Source organism: Reichenbachiella sp. (genome assembly GCF_965223055.1).
Lineage (GTDB): Bacteria > Bacteroidota > Bacteroidia > Cytophagales > Cyclobacteriaceae > Reichenbachiella.
Genome location: NZ_CBDCVM010000012.1, coordinates 15,806 through 34,196, shown reverse-complemented (window position 1 = coordinate 34,196; position 18,391 = coordinate 15,806). Strand labels below are relative to the sequence as shown.

The window sequence follows — 18,391 nt, the reverse complement described above, 5'->3', positions numbered from 1 at the left end:
TTTTAATCTGCTACCTAGCGTAAAAGTATGCTGATACGTCTCGATTGGCAACAATAATTACCAATCCTGTTGATGAACCCCAGAATAGTGTCGTTGACCGGAAATCATTATTAAATCCCTATACTACTTGATATATTTGGAAAATGACACCCCAAAAGAAGCCGTTCATAAGTGTACGTGAAGCAATATTTCAATTGATATTGAATGCAGTGGTTTTTGTTTTTTATGGCTATAGCCGACACAATCCACAATTTGAAGAATACGAATATGTATTTTTTATGAATTATGCAGTAGGTGCGCTTGTTATCAATTATTGGCTACTACCCTCCTTTATTTACACCAAAAAGTACATTGAGTTCACTGCGTATTTTATTGTAATAGTGATGGCCATGATGTTGATGGAAGAGTTCGTACTCGAAAAAATATACTTCCCAGACACCAGAGGACAGCGGTTCTTCGCTGTGGGCAACCTACTAAGCATGCTGCCTATTATTGGCATACTTTCAGGGTTTAAATTTGGATGGGATGCACTAGGCAAACAAAAAGAAGTAGAGGAGCTAAAGGATTCAGTCAAAGAAAGTGAACTTCAGTTTTTAAAATCTCAAATCAACCCTCATTTTCTTTTCAATAATCTAAACAACCTCTATGCACACGCTATAGAAAACTCTCCTCAAACGCCTACGATTATTTTGGAGTTGTCAGCAGTGATGAGATATATGCTGTATGAATGTCAAGCCAATTATGTCTCATTATCCAAAGAGATAGAACATCTAAGCAATTTTATCAACCTCAACAATTTACAAATAGAAGGAAGAGGAAAGGTTGATTTTGAAATGCCAAAGATTTCACAAGACCATAGGATAGCTCCTTTAATATTGATCGTATTTGTAGAAAACGCCTTCAAACATAGTTCGTCAAGTCAAACAGAAGACATAGAAATATCGATAGGATTGGAGGTATCAACGCAAGGCGAATTGAAATTTACGTGTTCCAATTCCTACCTGGCCCAAACCAACACACAGAACATCAATAGCGGGATAGGTTTAGAAAATGTAAAGAAGAGACTACAGTTGCTTTACCCAAATGCGCATACCTTAGCTATCACAAAATCTAATGACCAGTACCAGGTAACACTGGAAATGAATCTGAACCACTAGAAAATGAATTGTATCATTATCGAAGATCAGCTCCCGGCACAGCGCATTCTCAAGAGGTACATTGATGAGATCGGTACACTGAAGCTGATAGGTACCTATTCCAATGCCCTTCAAGCTTTAGATACCATCAATTCACAGAAAATAGATCTATTGTTTTTGGATATCCATTTGCCCAAATTATCGGGAATAGACTTTTTGAAGACACTTCCTAATTCGCCCTACGTGATATTGACTACGGCATTTTCAGATTACGCGCTGGAGAGTTATGAATTCAATGTGATAGACTATTTGCTCAAACCCTTTTCGTTCGAACGGTTTGTAAAAGCCGTATCCAAAGTATCTTCATTACAAACTATTCCAGATAAAGAAGAATTGGATGAAGACATATTCATTAAAACAGGGTATGAGTACCTACGCATAAGTTTGGCAGACGTCTACTATATCAAATCTGACGCAGACTACACCGAAATTCACCTTACTGATAAGAAACATCTATCCTCGGAAACCCTAAAGAATTGGGAAGAAAAACTCGCACAACAAAAATTTCTTAGAGTACACAAATCCTATTTGGTAAACACCTGTAAAATCACAAAGCTGGTAGGCAATCAGATTTACCTCGACAACCAAAAAACCATCCCCATCGGAAGAGCCTACAAAGAAGGGCTAATCAGCAAGTATTCCAATTAATTTATTGAAGGCTGCAACTTTTTAAGGTCGAATCGCATCTTAAGATTATCAATACTACAAAATAGTCTTTGCTTGTAGATAAATCTGCTTTAGCTTAGCAATACTACAAAGTAGTTATTGAATGTAAAAGTTATGAAAGAATATCAATTAGGTGAATTTGAAGAAATCGTAATGCTCACGGTAGGTGTGCTATATGATGAAGCATATGGCGTGGCTCTCAAAAACGAAATCGAAGAAAGAGGCCAACGAAGTGTCAGCATCGGTGCACTGCAATCGACGCTTCGTCGGCTAGAGAAAAAAGGATTTTTGGATAGTAGACTGGGGGAGCCAGATAAAGAAAGAGGAGGAAAACCCAAACGCTTTTTTAGAATCACCGCTTACGGCAAAAAGGCACTCACACATTCAAAAGAAATTCGTTTAGGGCTGTGGGACTCTATTCCCAAAATTGCCCTTGACCTAAAAATAAGATGATAAAAAAACTAGCATCTAAGTTTTTCAAATTCTACTGTCACCCAGATTACTGGGTGGACATCTCTGGTGATCTGGATGAGATCTACGGACACAATGTGAGAATGCGAAAAAAGTATCCTCAACTCAGATACTTTATTCAGGTGCTACAGCTATTCAGACCCTCTCTAATGAGGCCAATTACAGAAAACTCAATAATACACTCAAATCACACAATCATGTTAAAAAACTACTTCAACGTGGCTTTTAGAAGCCTACTCAAAAATCGATTGTACTCATTTATCAACATTTTTGGTTTGGCCATAGGCCTGGCTGCCTTCTTAATGATCAACCATTTTGTAGCCTTCGAAAAAAGCTATGAAAATCATGTGGCTGACAAAGAAAACATCTATCGCGTTCAGCTAGATGTCTATCAAAATGGTGAACTCGTTTACAAAAGTTCGGAAAATTACCCCGGTGCAGGCCCTGCCCTGTTGGAAGATTTTCCAGAAGTCGTCAGCTCCGCCAAGCTCTACAACATGGGCTCCAAAAACAATGTGATCATCACTTCTGAAAATGGAGAACAGAACCCTCAGGTGTTGAAACATAGAAGGTTTCTGTATGCCGAAGCGGCATTCTTACCCATGTTTTCAGTGCCTATGATTCAAGGAGATGCGGCCACTGCACTGGAGAAACCACACACTATTGCCATTTCAGCATCTACTGCCAAAAAGTACTTTGGCGATGAAAACCCCATGGGCAAATTGCTCCGTCTGGAAGATGATGACTTCAACAATGAACTATGCACCGTGACCGGTGTATTCCAGGATGTGCCTGAGAATACACACCTCAAATTTGACGTACTGATTTCATTCAACACACTATACACCAGAGAAACAGACGGTAGCGGCTGGGCAAAAAGGCGGTATGGCAATGGCTGGAGGAGAAAAGACTTTTACACCTATGTTCAATTGAAACCCACTGCAGACCCCAAAAAGCTAGAATCTCAATTTCCCGCACTTGTTGATAAATACAATCCGGAAAATAAAGAGAGAAATAAGAAAGATGTGCTGTCGCTACAGCCACTCAAAGACATTCATCTCTATTCTCAACTCACCGATGAAGCCGAAGTCAACGGCAACGGAGACGGCGTCTTTTATATCTCTATCATTGCCTACTTCATCTTGATCATTGCCTGGGTCAACTATATCAACCTAAGTACAGCCAGATCATTTGATAGAGGCAGAGAAGTGGGTTTACGAAAAGTAATGGGCTCCTATCGGTCATCACTCATCGCTCAGTTCTTAATCGAATCTCTAGTGATTAATGGTCTGGCCATGCTCCTGGCTTTTGTGATCATATTTTCAACTGGAAATCTTTTTCACAATCTAAGCGGTACTCCGCTCGACTATGTCATTTGGAATCAATCCTGGTTTTGGATCATGGTAGCCAGCGTGGTACTCATCGGCTCACTTTTGTCAGGCATCTATCCGGCATTCGTTATCTCTTCATTCAAGCCTGCTCAAGTACTTCATGGCAAACTTAAAACTTCTACTGGAGGGGTCGCTTTGAGAAAGGCTCTGGTAATTTTTCAGTTTGCGATGTCCGTAGCCCTGATTGTTGGCACAGCCACTGTGTTTGATCAGATGGAATACATGCAATCAAAAGACCTGGGATTCGACATGGAACAGACCATCGTCGTGGAACGTCCGCCCAAACAGGATACCTCACGAGAGGTAAGGTCAAATCGAGTTAAATCTTTTAAAACGGGTCTAAAACAACGATCTGAAATAATATCTGTGGCTGGATCTACCTTGCTGCCAGGTAAAAAGCTCCGTTTCAAAACACCTATTCGCACGAACCTTCAAAGTCAAGATGAAGCCGTTCCCTTGAGTATTGCAGGAATTGACTTCGATTTTGCTGAGTCCATGAATATGGAAATCATTGCAGGTCGGGCATTTTCTGAAGAGATGCGTGATGATTTAGATAGTTTGGTCATCCTAACCGAAAACTCGTCTCGTGCCTTAGGTTTCGAAAAGCCAGAAGATGCCATAGGCAAAAGAATAGAAATCGAAAGGTTTAGGTGGAGCCCATCGGTAGTCGGTGTAATCGCCGACTATCATCAGGAAAGCCTAAAGGAAGAAAAACCGAAAAGTTTAATATACCTCAGTGGAACTAATTCAGAGTACTTTATGGTCAAAGTAAATATGAACCAATCCACTCAAGCCATTGCCTCCATCGAAGAACAGTGGCACAGGAGCTTTCCCGGCAATCCATTCCACTATTTCTTCTTAGACGAATATTTCAATAGCTACTACGAATCAGAGCGGCAATTCAAAGACCTGTTTGCTACGTTTTCTATTTTGGCCATTATCGTAGGCTGTCTTGGGCTATTTGGATTATCCTCATTCACTGCTATCCAGCGCGCGAGAGAGATAGCCATCAGAAAAGTGCTGGGTAGTTCGATCCTCAACATTATCCAGCTGCTCTCCAAAGAATTTTTGATTTTGGTAGGCAGTGCGACCCTGATCGTATGGCCGGTGAGTTACTACCTCATGGATCAGTGGCTCGACAACTACCCTTATCGTATCGACATCGGGTGGACTTCGTTCGTTTATTCAGGCCTGGTAGTTTTAGCTGTCACGGCCATCACCATCAGCTATCAGACACTCAAATCGGCTACAGCCAATCCAGTGGATGCGCTGAATCATGAGTGATTAATGAGTGAGTGGAAGTACGACTGATGGCTTTTATCTGAGCTAGATATTAGGTTTTTTTCAGAGTTTAATTGACTTGACAGCTTAGGTTCAAGTCGTACTTCCACTAGCATTCTGAGTCTAGCAGAGGCAATTTTCTAAACACCTCATATTTCTGCCACTCATAAGTCTTAACAAAACCGTCAGCCCATACATTAAATTGAGGGTTTTTACCCTTTCATCTTCTCTGGGTCTTGTCTACTATCAAAAAAATCAGTGATATAAATGGTTTCCTTTTCTACTTTATAAATAATCTTAAAATACCTCTCAATGATTCTGCGATGGCCTTCTTTAAGGTGCTGTAGGTTTTCTTCTAATTGGCCTTTATGCGGATGAGCCTTTAGACTTTCTGCTCTATCGAACAATTGATTTATAATCAATGCTACACTCTCTCTTTCATACCCCTGACTCTCTATCAAAAAATTTAGCAGCTCCTCAAGACTGACAAGAGATTGGTCAGTATAAATTACTCTCATATACGCATACGCTCTTTTAACTTCCCCTCTGCTTCCTCTCTGCTGTACACTTTTCCTTCTTCTATATCTTGGTTGGCTTTTAATGACCTAGAAGTGAGTTTGTCTTTTAAAACAGGGTTCAATTTTTCTTGCTCCTTTTTTAATAAAGAATTCAGTTTATCGATAATTATTTCGTTATTCAACGAAAGCACTTCTTGAATGAAATGGAGCTTTTTTGTCTTTATATCCATAATACACTTCCTTTTTTACAAAATAACGCATTTTAGGCTGTTTTGTGGTTCTCCATTGAGTTTTTTAAACTCCTAGCAGAATTTTACATTGGATCAACATCCAACACCAATCTCCTAAACACTTCATTTCGTAGGATTTGAATGAATTTTAAATTTACTAATTATATTAGCTATTACTATATTTTTTAGTATTTTTGTCAAAACCAAAAAGACCCTATTTTGGAAAACATCAAATAAATGGCTTAGTAGATCGCACTGATCAGTTGTACAGGGCTGGTTGAAAAGCTATAACTTTAGTTTAATCAAGCAGATACTACTATGTGCGGCAGATATACCACAGTCACTCGTATAAAAGCGATCGAAAAACGGTTTAACGTAAAAACCGAAAAGCCCGACCTCTATGTCCCCAATACCAATGTATCGCACGGCAATTTTGCCCCCGTGATCACCAATGACAAACCTGATCAAATTCAGTTTTTTCAATTTGGTTTCACTCCACATTGGGCAGACAAGCCTACCTATATGATCAACGCACGTGCTGAAGGTGACTTCAACAAAGCTGACGATCCAACATACACCGGCAGTATGGGCATTATCAACAAGCCCATGTTTCGCCAATCTATCCGATCCAAACGTTGCCTTATCATTGCAGACTGCTTTATAGAAGGGCCAAAAAAAGAACGACTCAGTAAACCCTACGTGCTCTACCTAAAAGACGGGAAACGCCCATTTGCCTTTGCTGGTATTTGGGACGAGTGGGTCAACAAAGAAACCGGCGAAGTGCTCAACTCCTACTCCATCATTACCACCGTAAGCAATGAGCTTACTCAAGCCATTGGACACCACCGATCTCCAGTGATTTTATCAGAAGAACACGAAAAGGAATGGATAGCTAATGATACTGAATTGAATGATGTGACTCAATTACTCAGGCCATACCCTGCAGCCCAAATGAATGCCTATCCAATTTCGCCAGCCATCAAAAGCCCATCAGCAGAAGGTCCTGATTTACTCAAGCCCATAGGCGAACGGATCTATAAAGAGTATGATTACGAAATCTATCAGGAAATAAAACTCGAAGGCATGGGTAGTACATCGGCTCGTGTCAGAAAAAATCAGGAAACACCACCACCCATTGGGCCTGAAGGTATACAAGGAGAATTGTTTTAAAAAAAGCCCCGCATCCACCCTCCCGAACGAATGCTAAAAATTTTGAACACTTCTATTATCAATCCTATTGTATCTGAATACCCATACATATTACAGCCTGCGCTACGGCACCATCAAACCGAAAGAACTCCTTTCGATGGGACAGCAGTATGGGGTGTCTGCGATGGCACTCACAGATATCAACAATACATCTTCGTGTCTCGACTTTGTTCGGCTAGCGCCTGAATATGACATTAAACCCGTTTTAGGAATAGATTTTCGCAACGGTGCCAAACAGCAGTTTGTTGGTATAGCTAAAAACAATCAGGGTTTTCAAGAACTCAATGATTACCTCTCTGACTTTCTTCATCAAAACCAGCCAATTCCCGAAAGAGCCCGGCCACTTGAAAATTGTTTCATTATCTACCCGTTCAAGTCCTTCAAAGGAACAAGGCTACACAGCAATGAATATATCGGCGTGAGCCTTAGCGACATCAACCGACTCTCGTTTTCTCCCTGGAACAAGCATAGAGACAAACTAGTCATCATGCAGACCGTGAGTTTTAGAAATCAAAATGACTTCAATGCGCATCGATTACTTAGAGCGATAGACTTAAACATCCTGCTGAGTAAACTCCCCCAGTCAGAAGAAGGTAGCAAAGGTGACCGTATGGTGTCCGTCAAGCAATTGACAGAAGCTTTCAAGGAATTTCCTGAAGTCATCTCCAATACTGAACAACTCTTAAATAGTTGTAGTATTTCATTTGAATTTGGTAGTGAGTATGATCACAAAAACCAGAAATTCTACAAAGATTCAGCAGAAGAAGACGCAGCGCTATTGCGAGCGCTTTGCCAAAGCGGTTTACCTTATCGCTACCCCAATCCCACGCCTGAAATCATACAAAGGATCGAAAAAGAACTGGATATTATTATACAGAAGGGTTTTGTTTCCTACTTCCTCATCAACTGGGACATCGTAAGTTACGCCAGATCCAAAGGATACTTCTATGTAGGCAGAGGCAGTGGCGCCAATAGTGTCGTCGCTTATTTGCTGAGAATTACAGATGTCGACCCCATAGAGCTCGACCTGTATTTCGAACGGTTCATCAATCTCTACCGTCAAAATCCTCCTGATTTCGATATCGATTTTTCATGGACCGATCGTGATGATGTGACTGATTATATTTTCAAAAGGTTTCCACATGTCTCTTTATTGGCTGTTTACAACACCTTTCAATACAAAGCAGTAGTCAGAGAACTGGGAAAAGTTTTTGGTCTACCCAAAAATGAAATTGACATTTTGAGTTCGGGGCAATTTCAATACGAAGCACTTGATCATATCTCTAAACTCGTACTAAAATATGGCCACCTCATCCAAGGGTTCCCCAATCACTTGAGTATCCATGCAGCTGGTATTTTAATTTCCGAAAAACCCATTCATTATTACACAGCTACCTTCTTACCGCCTAAAGGCTACCCTACCACACAATTTGACATGATCGTAGCCGAGGATGCTGGCCTATATAAATTTGACATATTGAGCCAACGAGGTTTAGGTAAAATCAAGGACGCACTAGGAGTCATCAAAGAAAACCAACCAGATGCAGAAGACATTGACATCCATGACATCAAACGATTCAAAGAAGACCCAAAAGTAAAATCACTCCTTAGGAATGCGCAGGCTATCGGCTGTTTCTATGTAGAATCTCCCGCCATGCGTATGCTCCTCAAAAAGCTTCAAGTGGACGATTACCTGGGACTAGTAGCTGCTAGTTCGGTCATTCGGCCAGGTGTAGCCAAGTCAGGCATGATGCGCGAGTACATCCTCAGGTTCCGTTATCCGGAAAAAAGAAAAGATGCTAACCCTGTCATGCTAGACCTCATGCCCGAAACCTATGGTGTGATGGTGTATCAAGAGGATGTAATCAAAGTGGCACACTATTTTGCTGGCCTCAGCCTCGGTGAAGCTGATATGCTACGCAGAGGTATGTCCGGAAAATTTCGGTCACGTGAAGAATTCCAAAAAGTAAAAGAACAGTTTTTCGTCAACTGCAAAAACAAAGGATACGCTGATGAGCTTACTCGTGAGGTTTGGCGCCAAACGGAAAGTTTTGCTGGCTATGCATTTGCCAAAGGACATTCTGCCTCTTATGCAGTAGAAAGTTACCAGTGTCTCTTTCTAAAAGCCTATTACCCTTTGGAATATATGGTCGCCACCATCAACAATTTTGGTGGGTTTTACCGAACAGAATATTACTTTCATGAAGCTCGTATGCATGGGGCTAATATTTTACCTCCATGTGTCAACACAAGCCGATATGAAACACATATTCAAGGGAAGGACATATACATTGGTTTTATCCATGTACATGAATTAGAAATTGCAACGGCTAAAGCAGTCGTGAAAGAGCAGGAACTCCATGGGCCTTACATAGATTTCGATGATTTTATTGACCGTGTCCCGATTTCCATAGATCAAGCATGTATTCTCATTCGAGTTAATGCCTTTCGGTTCACTGGCAAAAACAAAAGAGCGCTACTCTGGGAAGCTCATTTCAAACTATCCAAGGCCAAAGTAGACTTGGGCACCCCCGACCTATTCAAAGTCAAAAGACAGGAATTTGTCATTCCTAAACTAGAGAAAAGCACACTTGAAAATGCTTTTGATTATTTGGAGTTGATTGGTTTTCCATTGATGCACCCTTTTAACCTACTAGCAGATGATACCCTGGATGAGATTCTCGTTCGGGATCTAATCAACAATGTAGGACAAAAAGTAAAAGTGAAAGGATACTGGGTAACGGTCAAAAAAACCAAAACCTCCAAAGGAGATCTCATGTACTTCGGAAACTTCCTGGATAGAGAAGGAGCCTTTTTGGATACCGTTCATTTTCCTCAAGTGGCTCGACAATATCCCTTTAGAGGGCGAGGGGTTTATGAACTATATGGGAAAGTGGTAGAAGAATTTGGCTGCTACACCATAGAGGTAGAACGAATGGCTAAAGCTCCTATGATAGAAGACCCGAGATATACTGAAGAAAACAAATTCAAAAAATTAGTCAGCGCCTGATGAACATTTAAAATTAATAACTGCATTGAAGACAAATAGTAGCATTACTCCCGACATCAACAGATCTATCGTTCATATGGACCTGGATACATTCTTTGTCTCCTGTGAGCGATTGATAGACAGTCGGCTCATAGGCAAGCCCATTTTGATAGGAGGCACCTCAGACCGCGGAGTAGTGGCCGCATGTAGCTACGAAGCCAGAGCCTTTGGTGTTCATTCTGCCATGCCCATGAAAATGGCACGTCAACTCTGCCCTGAAGCCATTATCATCAAAGGCAATAGCATGACCTACTCCAAACACTCCAATGCCATTACCGAAATCATTAAAGACAGCGTGCCTCTTTTCGAAAAATCATCCATTGACGAATTTTATGTTGACCTTACTGGCATGGACCAATTTTTTGGTTGTCTCAAGCTAGCCAGCGAATTGCGACAACGTATCATACATGAAACCGGGCTTCCTATATCTTTTGGTCTATCGGCCAATAAAACAGTCTCTAAAATCGCAACAGGTGAAGCCAAACCCAACAATCAAATACAAATCGACAGTGGAAGAGAAAAACATTTTCTAGCACCACTATCCGTTAAAAAAATCCCAATGGTTGGCACTAAAACCTACCAAACCTTGAGAAATCTTGGCATCAAAAAAATACAGACTCTTCAGGAAATGCCTCTTGAACTCATCCACAGTGTATTTGGCAAAAATGGTACCGCCATGTGGAAAAAAGCCAATGGCATAGATAATAGTCCCATCATACCCTATCATGAAAGAAAATCCATTTCCACAGAAAGAACATTCGACAAAGACACCATCGATGTAAACAAGCTCAAAAGCATCATTACCGCTATGGCCGAAAATTTAGCCTTTCAGCTTCGGCGTGGCAATAAATTGACTGGCTGTATCACTGTCAAAATTCGTTATTCAGATTTTAATACCTACACCCTACAAAAAAGAATACCTTATTCATCCACCGATCATATTATCATTCCGCAAGTCCTTGAGCAATTCAAAAGACTATATCAAAGAAGGCTATTAGTCCGACTCATTGGGGTCAGAATGAGCCATTTGGTAGGAGGGGCACATCAGATCAATCTATTCGAAGACGATGAGACTCAAATCAGCTTATATCAAGCCATGGATTTTCTCAGAGAGAAACATGGAGACCGAAAGATCATGAGGGCATCAGGCATGGACGCCAAAACTATCAGCAGAACCAACCCCTTCAACGGAGATGCCCCGCTATTGCTGCCTAATAGAAGATCATAAGAAGGATCTGCATGAGCAATAGATATTACTCTTTCACCGCCAATTTTTCGTTCACGATTTTTCCATCGAAGCTGAATTGTATGGTATACTCTCCTGCTTCTAAATAGACTTTTCCATTCTTGGCGGGAGGTGTTCCATCTTCTGCAGCATCCCCTGATCGAGACAGGTCGTAAGTATGAAAATTGAGTCCTGCGTTGAGGTCAATATTGGTCACATACATAGTACGCTCTCCATCCATTACTTTGAATTGGGCCTTACTCGATGACTTACTGTAGATCACCAACTCGCAAGCGGGTTCATTATAATCAAACCACTGATTGTCATACATTCTTCTCCCCCAGTCGTCATCAAAAGTCATCTCCTCAACAGACAGTATTTTGAAAGCTTCCTTCTTTCCCAATTCAGCAAGGCTTTGGATGGCCTTTACCTTACCTACATACACCGACCTTCCATGTGTACCTACAATCAATTCATTTTCTCTTGGGTGCACTGCCAAATCATGTACCGCCACATTGGGCAAACCACCAGCCAACGGCATGAAAGTACTTCCACGATCAATAGAGGCATAAGCTCCATGATCTGTGCCCACATAAAGCACCTCCTCTTTTGCCGGATCTTCAGCGATTACATTTACCGCTTCTTTTGGGAGTGAAGTGCCCAAGTCGCGCCAAAGCTTTCCATAGTTTTCGGATACATATACTAGTGGGTTGAAGTCATCATTTCGATAACCATTCAAGGTGAGGTACACGCGGCCTTCCTTGAACTTAGAAGGAGCAATACTACTCACCCAATAGTCTTTCGTAAGATTCGGATCGATTATCGTCCAGGTATCACCACCGTCTTTCGATACTTGCACTACGCCATCGTCTGTCCCAATGTAAATCAGGCCTTCTTTCACCGGGGATTCCGCAATGGTCGTCAACGTTCCATAACTCACATTTCCTTCTTTTGGACCTTTGGTCAGGTCTTTGGTCGGTTTCTCAAAGTCATCCCCTTGATTGGTGGATTTGTGCAGTCTATTCGATCCCATATACACCACATCCTGATTGTGTCTGGACAGATGGATTGGTGCTTCCCAATTCCAGCGATAGGGCTTTTGTCCTAAGTCGTGCATCGGGGTGATTTTCTTTTCTTCCCCAGCCGTTTTATCTATTCTATAATAATGTCCAAATTGATAACCGGTATACACCGTATTGTTGTCTCTCGTATCTACTTCTGTCTGCATGCCGTCGCCCCACATCAGCATTTGCCATGGGTACTTGCCAGACATCTGCCAACCAGTTGAAAATTCATAGTCGCTAGGCCCCCACCATACACCATTGTCTTGCAAGCCTCCATAAATATTGTAAGGCTCATCCATATCAAAATTGATATCATAAAACTGCCCGACAGCATGTGGGTTGCTCTTCGTCCAAGTTTTACCATCGTCGTAGGAGATATTTACTCCGCCATCATTTCCACTAATCAAGTAGCCTGAACCTGATGGATCGACATATAAAGCCTGATGATCACCGTGCTGATTATCCCCTCCGATGTCCTTCCAGGTTTTGCCCCCATCCTCAGATTTGATAATCGGCACACCTAAAGCATACACCTGATCTGGGTTAGTAGCGGATACCCTAACCTCACCAAAATAATAACCATAGGAGTAGAACATATTGTCAATAAAGTCCGCATGTGCTTTCTTCCAGGTAGCCCCTGAATCATCGGACCGATACAGTTCCATTCCTATAACCGGTATGTTGAATAGTTGTGCATTGGCATCGTCGAAATAGGTGGCCACCTCGGCAGGTCTGGCTTCTCCCGACTTCACCACACGTTTCACCTCCGCAAAATCATACTTTTCTGGAAACCCGTTATCCTTAAGATAGTCATTGAGTAGCGAATCATCGAGTGCCAAAAAAGTGGCCTTATCCATAGCCTTGATTTGACCTTTGGTCAGGCCTTCAGTTAGTGGGTCTTCTTTTTCCTCTGGTCTTCTTTCTTGATTATCTAAAATGGCATAAAGCACCTTAGGATTCTTGGGATAAATGGCTAAGCCAATTCTCCCAGTACCTTCTGTGTCAGGAAACCCCGAATTGCCACCACCCATCTTTTCCCAGTGCTGACCACCATCGGATGATTTGTAAATTCCACTTCCTATGCCAGAACCATCAAAATTCCAGGCCTTGCGATCGCGCTGCCACATCGAAGCATATAAAATGTTCGGATTAGAAGGGTCAACCATCAAATCGATGGCGCCCGTTTGATTATCTACAAAAAGTGTTTTAGTCCACGAACGACCACCATTGTTGGACTTGTAAACGCCACGCTCTTCATTGTCAGAATACAAATGACCCAAGGCCGCTACCCACAAAATTTGATCATTGGTAGGATGTAGGACGATTCTACCGATATGCTGCGTGTCGGTCAGTCCCAGGTGTGTCCAGGTCTTGCCATTGTTGGTAGATTTGAAAATACCCATACCTGAATAACTGGATCGGCTGGAGTTATTTTCTCCGGTGCCGACATAAATAGTGTTGGTCTTCCAGTTTACTGCAATATCCCCAATAGACATCACCATCTGATCATCAAATAATGGCTCGTAACTCACCCCTCCATTTTTGGATTCCCAAAGTCCACCTGAAGCATAAGCCACATAAAAGTGCAAAGGGTTTTTCGGGTTGACGGCCAAATCAGTCACTCGCCCGCTCATTATGGTTGGCCCCACATTGCGAAAAGGAATGTCCTTGAGCAAGGAGCGTTTTAACATTTCCTTTTTCATAGTTTGGTTATTCATTCTATCCGTAGCTGAAGTGGCCTGCTGGGCCAGAATCTGAGTGGAAAGAATGCAAAGAATAAATAGGGCTATTGATCTGATCATGGGTTTCATTTTTCGGTTTGGAACAGGTAGAAATTTAGGTATAATATTCGTACCCTCCTAGAGAAATGTTTTGGTTGCTCTTAAGAAATATTAAAGCCAGAATTTGTACTTTTTAAATGGGGCTTGTGGAAATAATGAGCACATTTTATTTAAATCTCAAAACAGAGTAACTCTTCATTTTTGGCTTAGCCCAAAAACGAAGCAAAAAACCCAAGGCTTTGAATAAATCCCTAAAATTCAGACTGTTCACGTTCTGAAATCCAAACTCGCTGCGCTCAAACAAGGATTTCATATTAATTTTCATGGCCTGAATTTCTATACGGAATTAATTCAAGGCCAAATCAATATCAGTAGACTTCTCGAGGTACAAAACAAAAAAGCCTCATCCGATTACGAATGAGGCTTACACTGGTGAATGATCTTTCAGAATTAAATTTTAATTCTGTGCTCTTGCAAAGTATTCAATGCCGTCTGCAATTCTCTTTTTAGTTTGGTTTGATTCTCCCGCGCTCGTTCCTGATGAGCGGTGTACTCCTCTTCCACTTTAGCCAACATCTTTCTGGCTTCTCGGGTGATTTTATTGTTTCTCAAATAGATCAGGTACAAGCCTGCAATTCCCACAATAAGTATCAGGATAATGAGCCAAACAAAAGTGTTGTAGGCCGACTTGCTCATGTTGATCCCAATGAAGGCAATAGAATCATTGAGTTCTTCACTGGCTGCCAGAGAAGCTTGTGTTTGCGTTAATTCTTGATTGACGGCGGTCAATTGTCCTTCCAGAGACTTTACTTCTTCACGAGCAGCAGCGATTTTTCCTTCTTTTACTTTGATGGTGTCAGCCACCACTTTCCAAAAGTTCTTGAGCTTTGGCATTTTTACCAATTTGTACTCCTGCCAGGACGACGTTTCATTGGCATAAAACTGATCAAATTGCTCCTGAATATTTTGCTGACCCTGTACGGCTCCAGTCACGACCAAAACAAGGACAAAGGATAAGATGTTTTTTCTGAATATCGATAGCTGCATGATACGGTGTATTACGATTGTGTTGTTTTAAGATGCAAAAATATGAATATTTTATCTTCTTATATTCCTATGCATGTTTATAACTATCAAAGTTCTCGAATATTTCATGGACGACAACATCTGTGCGTAGATTTTTACTATTTTGGCATCAAAAAATAGCATGGCTCTATACGACATTGTTTTACTCACAGACTCCAGATTTACAGTTGACAATCCACCAGATCAGTATGCTGACAATGTGGTCCTAGAAGATCGGTTGCTTTTTGATGCTTTTAAACAAAAAGAACTGAAAGTATTCAAGACCAATTGGGACAATCCGGATTTTGACTGGACTTCTACTAAGTGTGCTATTATCCGTACGACTTGGGACATTTACGACGACGGTAAGTTTGAGCAATTTCAGGCCTGGCTGGATCGTGTGAAAGACCAAACTCACTTAATCAATGATTATGATACCATCCAATGGAATGTAGACAAGCACTACCTGAAAGATTTGGAGGCTCGTGGCATTAAGATTCCTCCGACGGTTTTCATACCTCAGGGAGACAGTCGCTCACTTGAAGAAATTGCACAAAGCTCTGGCTGGACAAATCCCATCTTGAAGCCAGCCATCTCGGGCGGTGGTAGACACACGTACAAACTCACAGATGAAAAACTAAAGGAAGTGTCTGACACCTTTAGCGAACTGATACAAAACGAAGCCATGTTATTGCAGGAGTTTCAGCACAATGTAGTAGAGAAAGGAGAATTGACTTTGATGGTATTTGATGGAAAGTACTCCCATGCGGTACTCAAAAAGGCCAAGGCTGGTGACTTCCGTGTACAGGATGATTTTGGAGGTACGGTACACGCCTACGAACCTTCTCCAGAAGAAATTGCCTTTGCCGAACATGTGGTGTCTGTCTGTGATCCTATACCACTGCAAGCCCGCGTGGATTTCATTTGGGACAATGAAGGAGATCTCTGTGTTTCCGAACTAGAACTGATCGAACCAGAGCTTTGGTTTAGAAATAAAAAAGGATCAGCTGAGGCTTGTGTAGAGGGTGTAGTGAAGCGGTGGTTCTGATCCCCTAAGACTACTTCAGCATTTTTTAAGAATCTATAATTTGACTATTCTGATGGGCTTTAATCGCAATAAAGTCACCGATTTATAAAAAACTTATCCTTCTCTCTTTCTATAAATGCTTTTATTGACGTTGGTGTTTTGCCTGTGAGTTCCTGGTAGGTATTTGAAACGTTTGGTTCGCTTTGTACTCTGGGCAAAAAATGAAGCAGGGTCATTACAAGGGCAAAGCCAGAAGAAATACCTTCTTTCTTCTTCTTGAAATAGAATGATATGGGGTTCAAACTATTGAATTTTAAGTCAATGTCCAATACATCATTCATCAGGTCAACTACCTCTGGAAAGCCTTTATTTTCAAGCCCTGTGATTTCGTATGATTTATTTATATATTGATCGAAAGACTGTATAAAATGAGCCACAGCTTCTCCGATATTTTGTACATCTATCCAGTTGAATTTCGCATTGGCAGAGGGCAATGTAATTGTTCTGCTCTCTAATATTTCGGGCCGCAGGGTAGTAGTTAGATTCTGCATGAAATAGCTTGGACGAACCATAATGTATGCAAAACCAAAGTCACGAATCAGTCTTTCTATTTTATTGTGCGGGATGACTTTGCTTCGCTCCGCGCCCTGTACGGATAGAAATACTATGCGTTGGATACCGCTGGTTTTGGCAGAAGCTAGTAGCGGCTTAAAATACTTATCAACATCCGAAATGTGTGGCGGCCTCAATAGAAAGAGTATGTCTATCTCCTGAAATCCAGATTTAAAAGAATTAGCGTCCTCCATATCAAAGACCCTAAAAGTCAGATTGGGTAATTGATCCAGCTTGAGGCTTGCCCTTTCTATATCCCTCACTCCAGCAATAATTTCAGCATCAGTAGTTAATGCACCCAGGTATCGAATTACTTCTGATCCAATATTTCCTGTAGCACCTGTGATAAGAATTTTTTTCATCCCAAGATTTGTCATACACTAAAAAAGGGGCTTTAGCCCCCTTTTGCAATTCTTATGGAATAATTCATTGAAAAAACCAATGGCACCTTAGCGCCATTGGTTACAATCCATAAACCTAAAATCTTACCCTTGTCTTAAAACTTGATGGAAACATTATAGCCTACCCACATTTTGACATTGGTTCCAGAAAATGTTTCGTTGTAGAATGTACCCATATCTATGTCGTTGCCATATCGACCGGATTCTTGATCATAGACCTCGGTGACATAAATGTTGAGTACCGGACCGGCAGAGAAAGCCAGATGATTGGAAAATTGATAGCCGAAGTTCCAGCTGAGTCTGTTCAGCAGATTGATCTCTTCATAGTGATCGTCTTTGGGGTTGATGCTCTGTGTGGTGAGTTCAACACTTGAATTCCAGTTCTTCTTCAGTTTGAACTCTGTACCAAAACCACCGCCATACGTCCATAAGTAATCGTCTTTTTTGGCTTGAGAACCCACGAACAGCACACTGTAGAGTCGGTTAGTTCCAGAACGAAACGCAATATTGAAATCGATCACCTCATTGTGCTCCAATGCAAATTGAAGTTTGCCTTTTTTGACAATGTTGATCAAACCTACCGTCACTCCTCGCTCGACTGTATCTGCGATATTGATCAGCCCAATTTGCGTTCCTCTCACATGCTTGGCTCTATTGACCAAACCAGCCACTTGAACACCTTCCAGGTCGCGGGACCAGTTGCCAAGTCCAGCCAATTGCACACCATCAGCGCTTTTTTTACTGACATTCATAAGACCTGCCGCCTGAACGCCCTTAATACTGTCAGACAAGTTCATGAATCCTGCCAACTGACCGCCTTGCACTTCTTCTACACTTACATTGAGAAAACCTGCTGATTGTACTCCTCTCACCTTTCCATTTACCGTATTCAGGAATCCGGCGAACTGAGCACCTCTTACGTTGCCTCCAACCGTGTTACCGAAGCCTGCGAATTGAGCACCTGCTACATTGGCTTTGTTGATGTTGTAAAAACCACCAAATTCAGCTCCATCTAAGCTATGTTCGTATCCTACAAAAATGTTTAATGAAAACTGATTGGTGTATCCTTCTTTTGGACCCTTACTGGTACCAAACCCTGGCACAAGTGAAATTTGAAAGGGTCTTTCTTTGACCGTTGATTGATTCTCGTTTGTATCTTGACCTTGAGATTCGAATGCTACTAATAGCATCATGAGTAATAATAT

At 41.5% G+C, this 18,391-nt stretch carries 14 protein-coding genes; 8 read left to right on the top strand and 6 right to left on the bottom strand.

What is annotated here, in order from left to right; genetic code table 11:
- The first annotated feature begins 143 nt into the window (after window positions 1–143).
- The 4 genes from ACOQO5_RS15355 to ACOQO5_RS15340 all read left to right on the top strand — a co-directional run bounded on the left by ACOQO5_RS15355 (window position 144) and on the right by ACOQO5_RS15340 (window position 5,008).
- Complete coding sequence (locus ACOQO5_RS15355) at window positions 144–1,157, top strand: sensor histidine kinase (RefSeq protein ID WP_420582578.1); 1,014 nt, start codon at window positions 144–146, stop codon at window positions 1,155–1,157.
- A gap of 3 nt (window positions 1,158–1,160) precedes the next feature.
- Window positions 1,161–1,844 (top strand): LytR/AlgR family response regulator transcription factor, encoded by a 684-nt coding sequence (locus ACOQO5_RS15350; protein ID WP_420582577.1) that lies wholly within the window; start codon window positions 1,161–1,163, stop codon window positions 1,842–1,844.
- A 132-nt stretch (window positions 1,845–1,976) separates the two neighbouring features.
- The gene (locus ACOQO5_RS15345; protein ID WP_420582576.1) at window positions 1,977–2,315 is read left to right on the top strand and encodes a PadR family transcriptional regulator; all 339 of its coding nucleotides are present in this window, start codon (window positions 1,977–1,979) and stop codon (window positions 2,313–2,315) included.
- Window positions 2,312–5,008, top strand: a complete 2,697-nt coding sequence (locus tag ACOQO5_RS15340; RefSeq protein WP_420582575.1) for an ABC transporter permease — start codon at window positions 2,312–2,314, stop codon at window positions 5,006–5,008. The genes ACOQO5_RS15345 and ACOQO5_RS15340 overlap by 4 nt, the downstream gene beginning before the upstream one ends.
- Window positions 5,009–5,217: 209 nt before the next feature.
- Here ACOQO5_RS15340 and ACOQO5_RS15335 read toward each other — a convergent pair whose 3' ends face one another.
- On the bottom strand, window positions 5,218–5,523 hold the full coding sequence (locus ACOQO5_RS15335; RefSeq protein ID WP_420582574.1) for a type II toxin-antitoxin system RelE/ParE family toxin: 306 nt from the start codon (window positions 5,521–5,523) through the stop codon (window positions 5,218–5,220).
- A complete protein-coding gene (locus tag ACOQO5_RS15330) occupies window positions 5,520–5,753 on the bottom strand; it encodes a hypothetical protein (RefSeq protein ID WP_420582573.1) in 234 nt (77 codons plus the stop codon). The genes ACOQO5_RS15335 and ACOQO5_RS15330 overlap by 4 nt, the downstream gene beginning before the upstream one ends.
- Before the next feature lie 318 nt (window positions 5,754–6,071).
- Here ACOQO5_RS15330 and ACOQO5_RS15325 point away from each other — a divergent pair, with 318 nt between their 5' ends.
- The 3 genes from ACOQO5_RS15325 (at window position 6,072) to dinB (ending at window position 11,239) form a co-directional block, all read left to right on the top strand.
- Window positions 6,072–6,923: an SOS response-associated peptidase gene (locus ACOQO5_RS15325; protein ID WP_420582572.1), complete on the top strand. Its 852-nt coding sequence runs from the start codon at window positions 6,072–6,074 to the stop codon at window positions 6,921–6,923.
- A 67-nt stretch (window positions 6,924–6,990) separates the two neighbouring features.
- Window positions 6,991–9,972 carry a DNA polymerase III subunit alpha gene (locus tag ACOQO5_RS15320; RefSeq protein ID WP_420582571.1) on the top strand — a complete coding sequence of 994 codons (2,982 nt, stop codon included), beginning with the start codon at window positions 6,991–6,993 and terminating at the stop codon, window positions 9,970–9,972.
- A gap of 25 nt (window positions 9,973–9,997) precedes the next feature.
- Window positions 9,998–11,239: a DNA polymerase IV gene (dinB, locus tag ACOQO5_RS15315; protein WP_420582570.1), complete on the top strand. Its 1,242-nt coding sequence runs from the start codon at window positions 9,998–10,000 to the stop codon at window positions 11,237–11,239.
- Between the two features lie 25 nt (window positions 11,240–11,264).
- On the opposite strand, the gene ACOQO5_RS15310 is transcribed toward dinB, so the two are convergent.
- Window positions 11,265–14,102: a WD40/YVTN/BNR-like repeat-containing protein gene (locus ACOQO5_RS15310; protein ID WP_420582569.1), complete on the bottom strand. Its 2,838-nt coding sequence runs from the start codon at window positions 14,100–14,102 to the stop codon at window positions 11,265–11,267.
- A gap of 429 nt (window positions 14,103–14,531) precedes the next feature.
- Window positions 14,532–15,128, bottom strand: a complete 597-nt coding sequence (locus ACOQO5_RS15305) for a hypothetical protein (RefSeq protein ID WP_420582568.1) — start codon at window positions 15,126–15,128, stop codon at window positions 14,532–14,534.
- A 160-nt stretch (window positions 15,129–15,288) separates the two neighbouring features.
- Here ACOQO5_RS15305 and ACOQO5_RS15300 point away from each other — a divergent pair, with 160 nt between their 5' ends.
- The gene (locus ACOQO5_RS15300) at window positions 15,289–16,194 is read left to right on the top strand and encodes an ATP-grasp domain-containing protein (RefSeq protein ID WP_420582567.1); all 906 of its coding nucleotides are present in this window, start codon (window positions 15,289–15,291) and stop codon (window positions 16,192–16,194) included.
- A gap of 74 nt (window positions 16,195–16,268) precedes the next feature.
- On the opposite strand, the gene ACOQO5_RS15295 is transcribed toward ACOQO5_RS15300, so the two are convergent.
- The gene (locus ACOQO5_RS15295) at window positions 16,269–17,147 is read right to left on the bottom strand and encodes an NmrA family NAD(P)-binding protein (RefSeq protein ID WP_420582566.1); all 879 of its coding nucleotides are present in this window, start codon (window positions 17,145–17,147) and stop codon (window positions 16,269–16,271) included.
- Between the two features lie 134 nt (window positions 17,148–17,281).
- A complete protein-coding gene (locus tag ACOQO5_RS15290) occupies window positions 17,282–18,379 on the bottom strand; it encodes a hypothetical protein (protein ID WP_420582565.1) in 1,098 nt (365 codons plus the stop codon).
- Window positions 18,380–18,391 lie beyond the last annotated feature (12 nt).

Excerpts from the sequence above, each read along its gene's own strand:
- ACOQO5_RS15355 (WP_420582578.1), top strand. The coding sequence starts at position 144 with ATGACACCCCAAAAGAAGCCGTTCATAAGTGTACGTGAAGCAATATTT.
- ACOQO5_RS15350 (WP_420582577.1), top strand. The coding sequence starts at position 1,161 with ATGAATTGTATCATTATCGAAGATCAGCTCCCGGCACAGCGCATTCTC.
- ACOQO5_RS15345 (WP_420582576.1), top strand. The coding sequence starts at position 1,977 with ATGAAAGAATATCAATTAGGTGAATTTGAAGAAATCGTAATGCTCACG.
- ACOQO5_RS15340 (WP_420582575.1), top strand. The coding sequence starts at position 2,312 with ATGATAAAAAAACTAGCATCTAAGTTTTTCAAATTCTACTGTCACCCA.
- ACOQO5_RS15335 (WP_420582574.1), bottom strand. The coding sequence starts at position 5,523 with ATGAGAGTAATTTATACTGACCAATCTCTTGTCAGTCTTGAGGAGCTG.
- ACOQO5_RS15330 (WP_420582573.1), bottom strand. The coding sequence starts at position 5,753 with ATGGATATAAAGACAAAAAAGCTCCATTTCATTCAAGAAGTGCTTTCG.
- ACOQO5_RS15325 (WP_420582572.1), top strand. The coding sequence starts at position 6,072 with ATGTGCGGCAGATATACCACAGTCACTCGTATAAAAGCGATCGAAAAA.
- ACOQO5_RS15310 (WP_420582569.1), bottom strand. The coding sequence starts at position 14,102 with ATGATCAGATCAATAGCCCTATTTATTCTTTGCATTCTTTCCACTCAG.
- ACOQO5_RS15305 (WP_420582568.1), bottom strand. The coding sequence starts at position 15,128 with ATGCAGCTATCGATATTCAGAAAAAACATCTTATCCTTTGTCCTTGTT.
- ACOQO5_RS15300 (WP_420582567.1), top strand. The coding sequence starts at position 15,289 with ATGGCTCTATACGACATTGTTTTACTCACAGACTCCAGATTTACAGTT.
- ACOQO5_RS15295 (WP_420582566.1), bottom strand. The coding sequence starts at position 17,147 with ATGAAAAAAATTCTTATCACAGGTGCTACAGGAAATATTGGATCAGAA.
- ACOQO5_RS15290 (WP_420582565.1), bottom strand. The coding sequence starts at position 18,379 with ATGATGCTATTAGTAGCATTCGAATCTCAAGGTCAAGATACAAACGAG.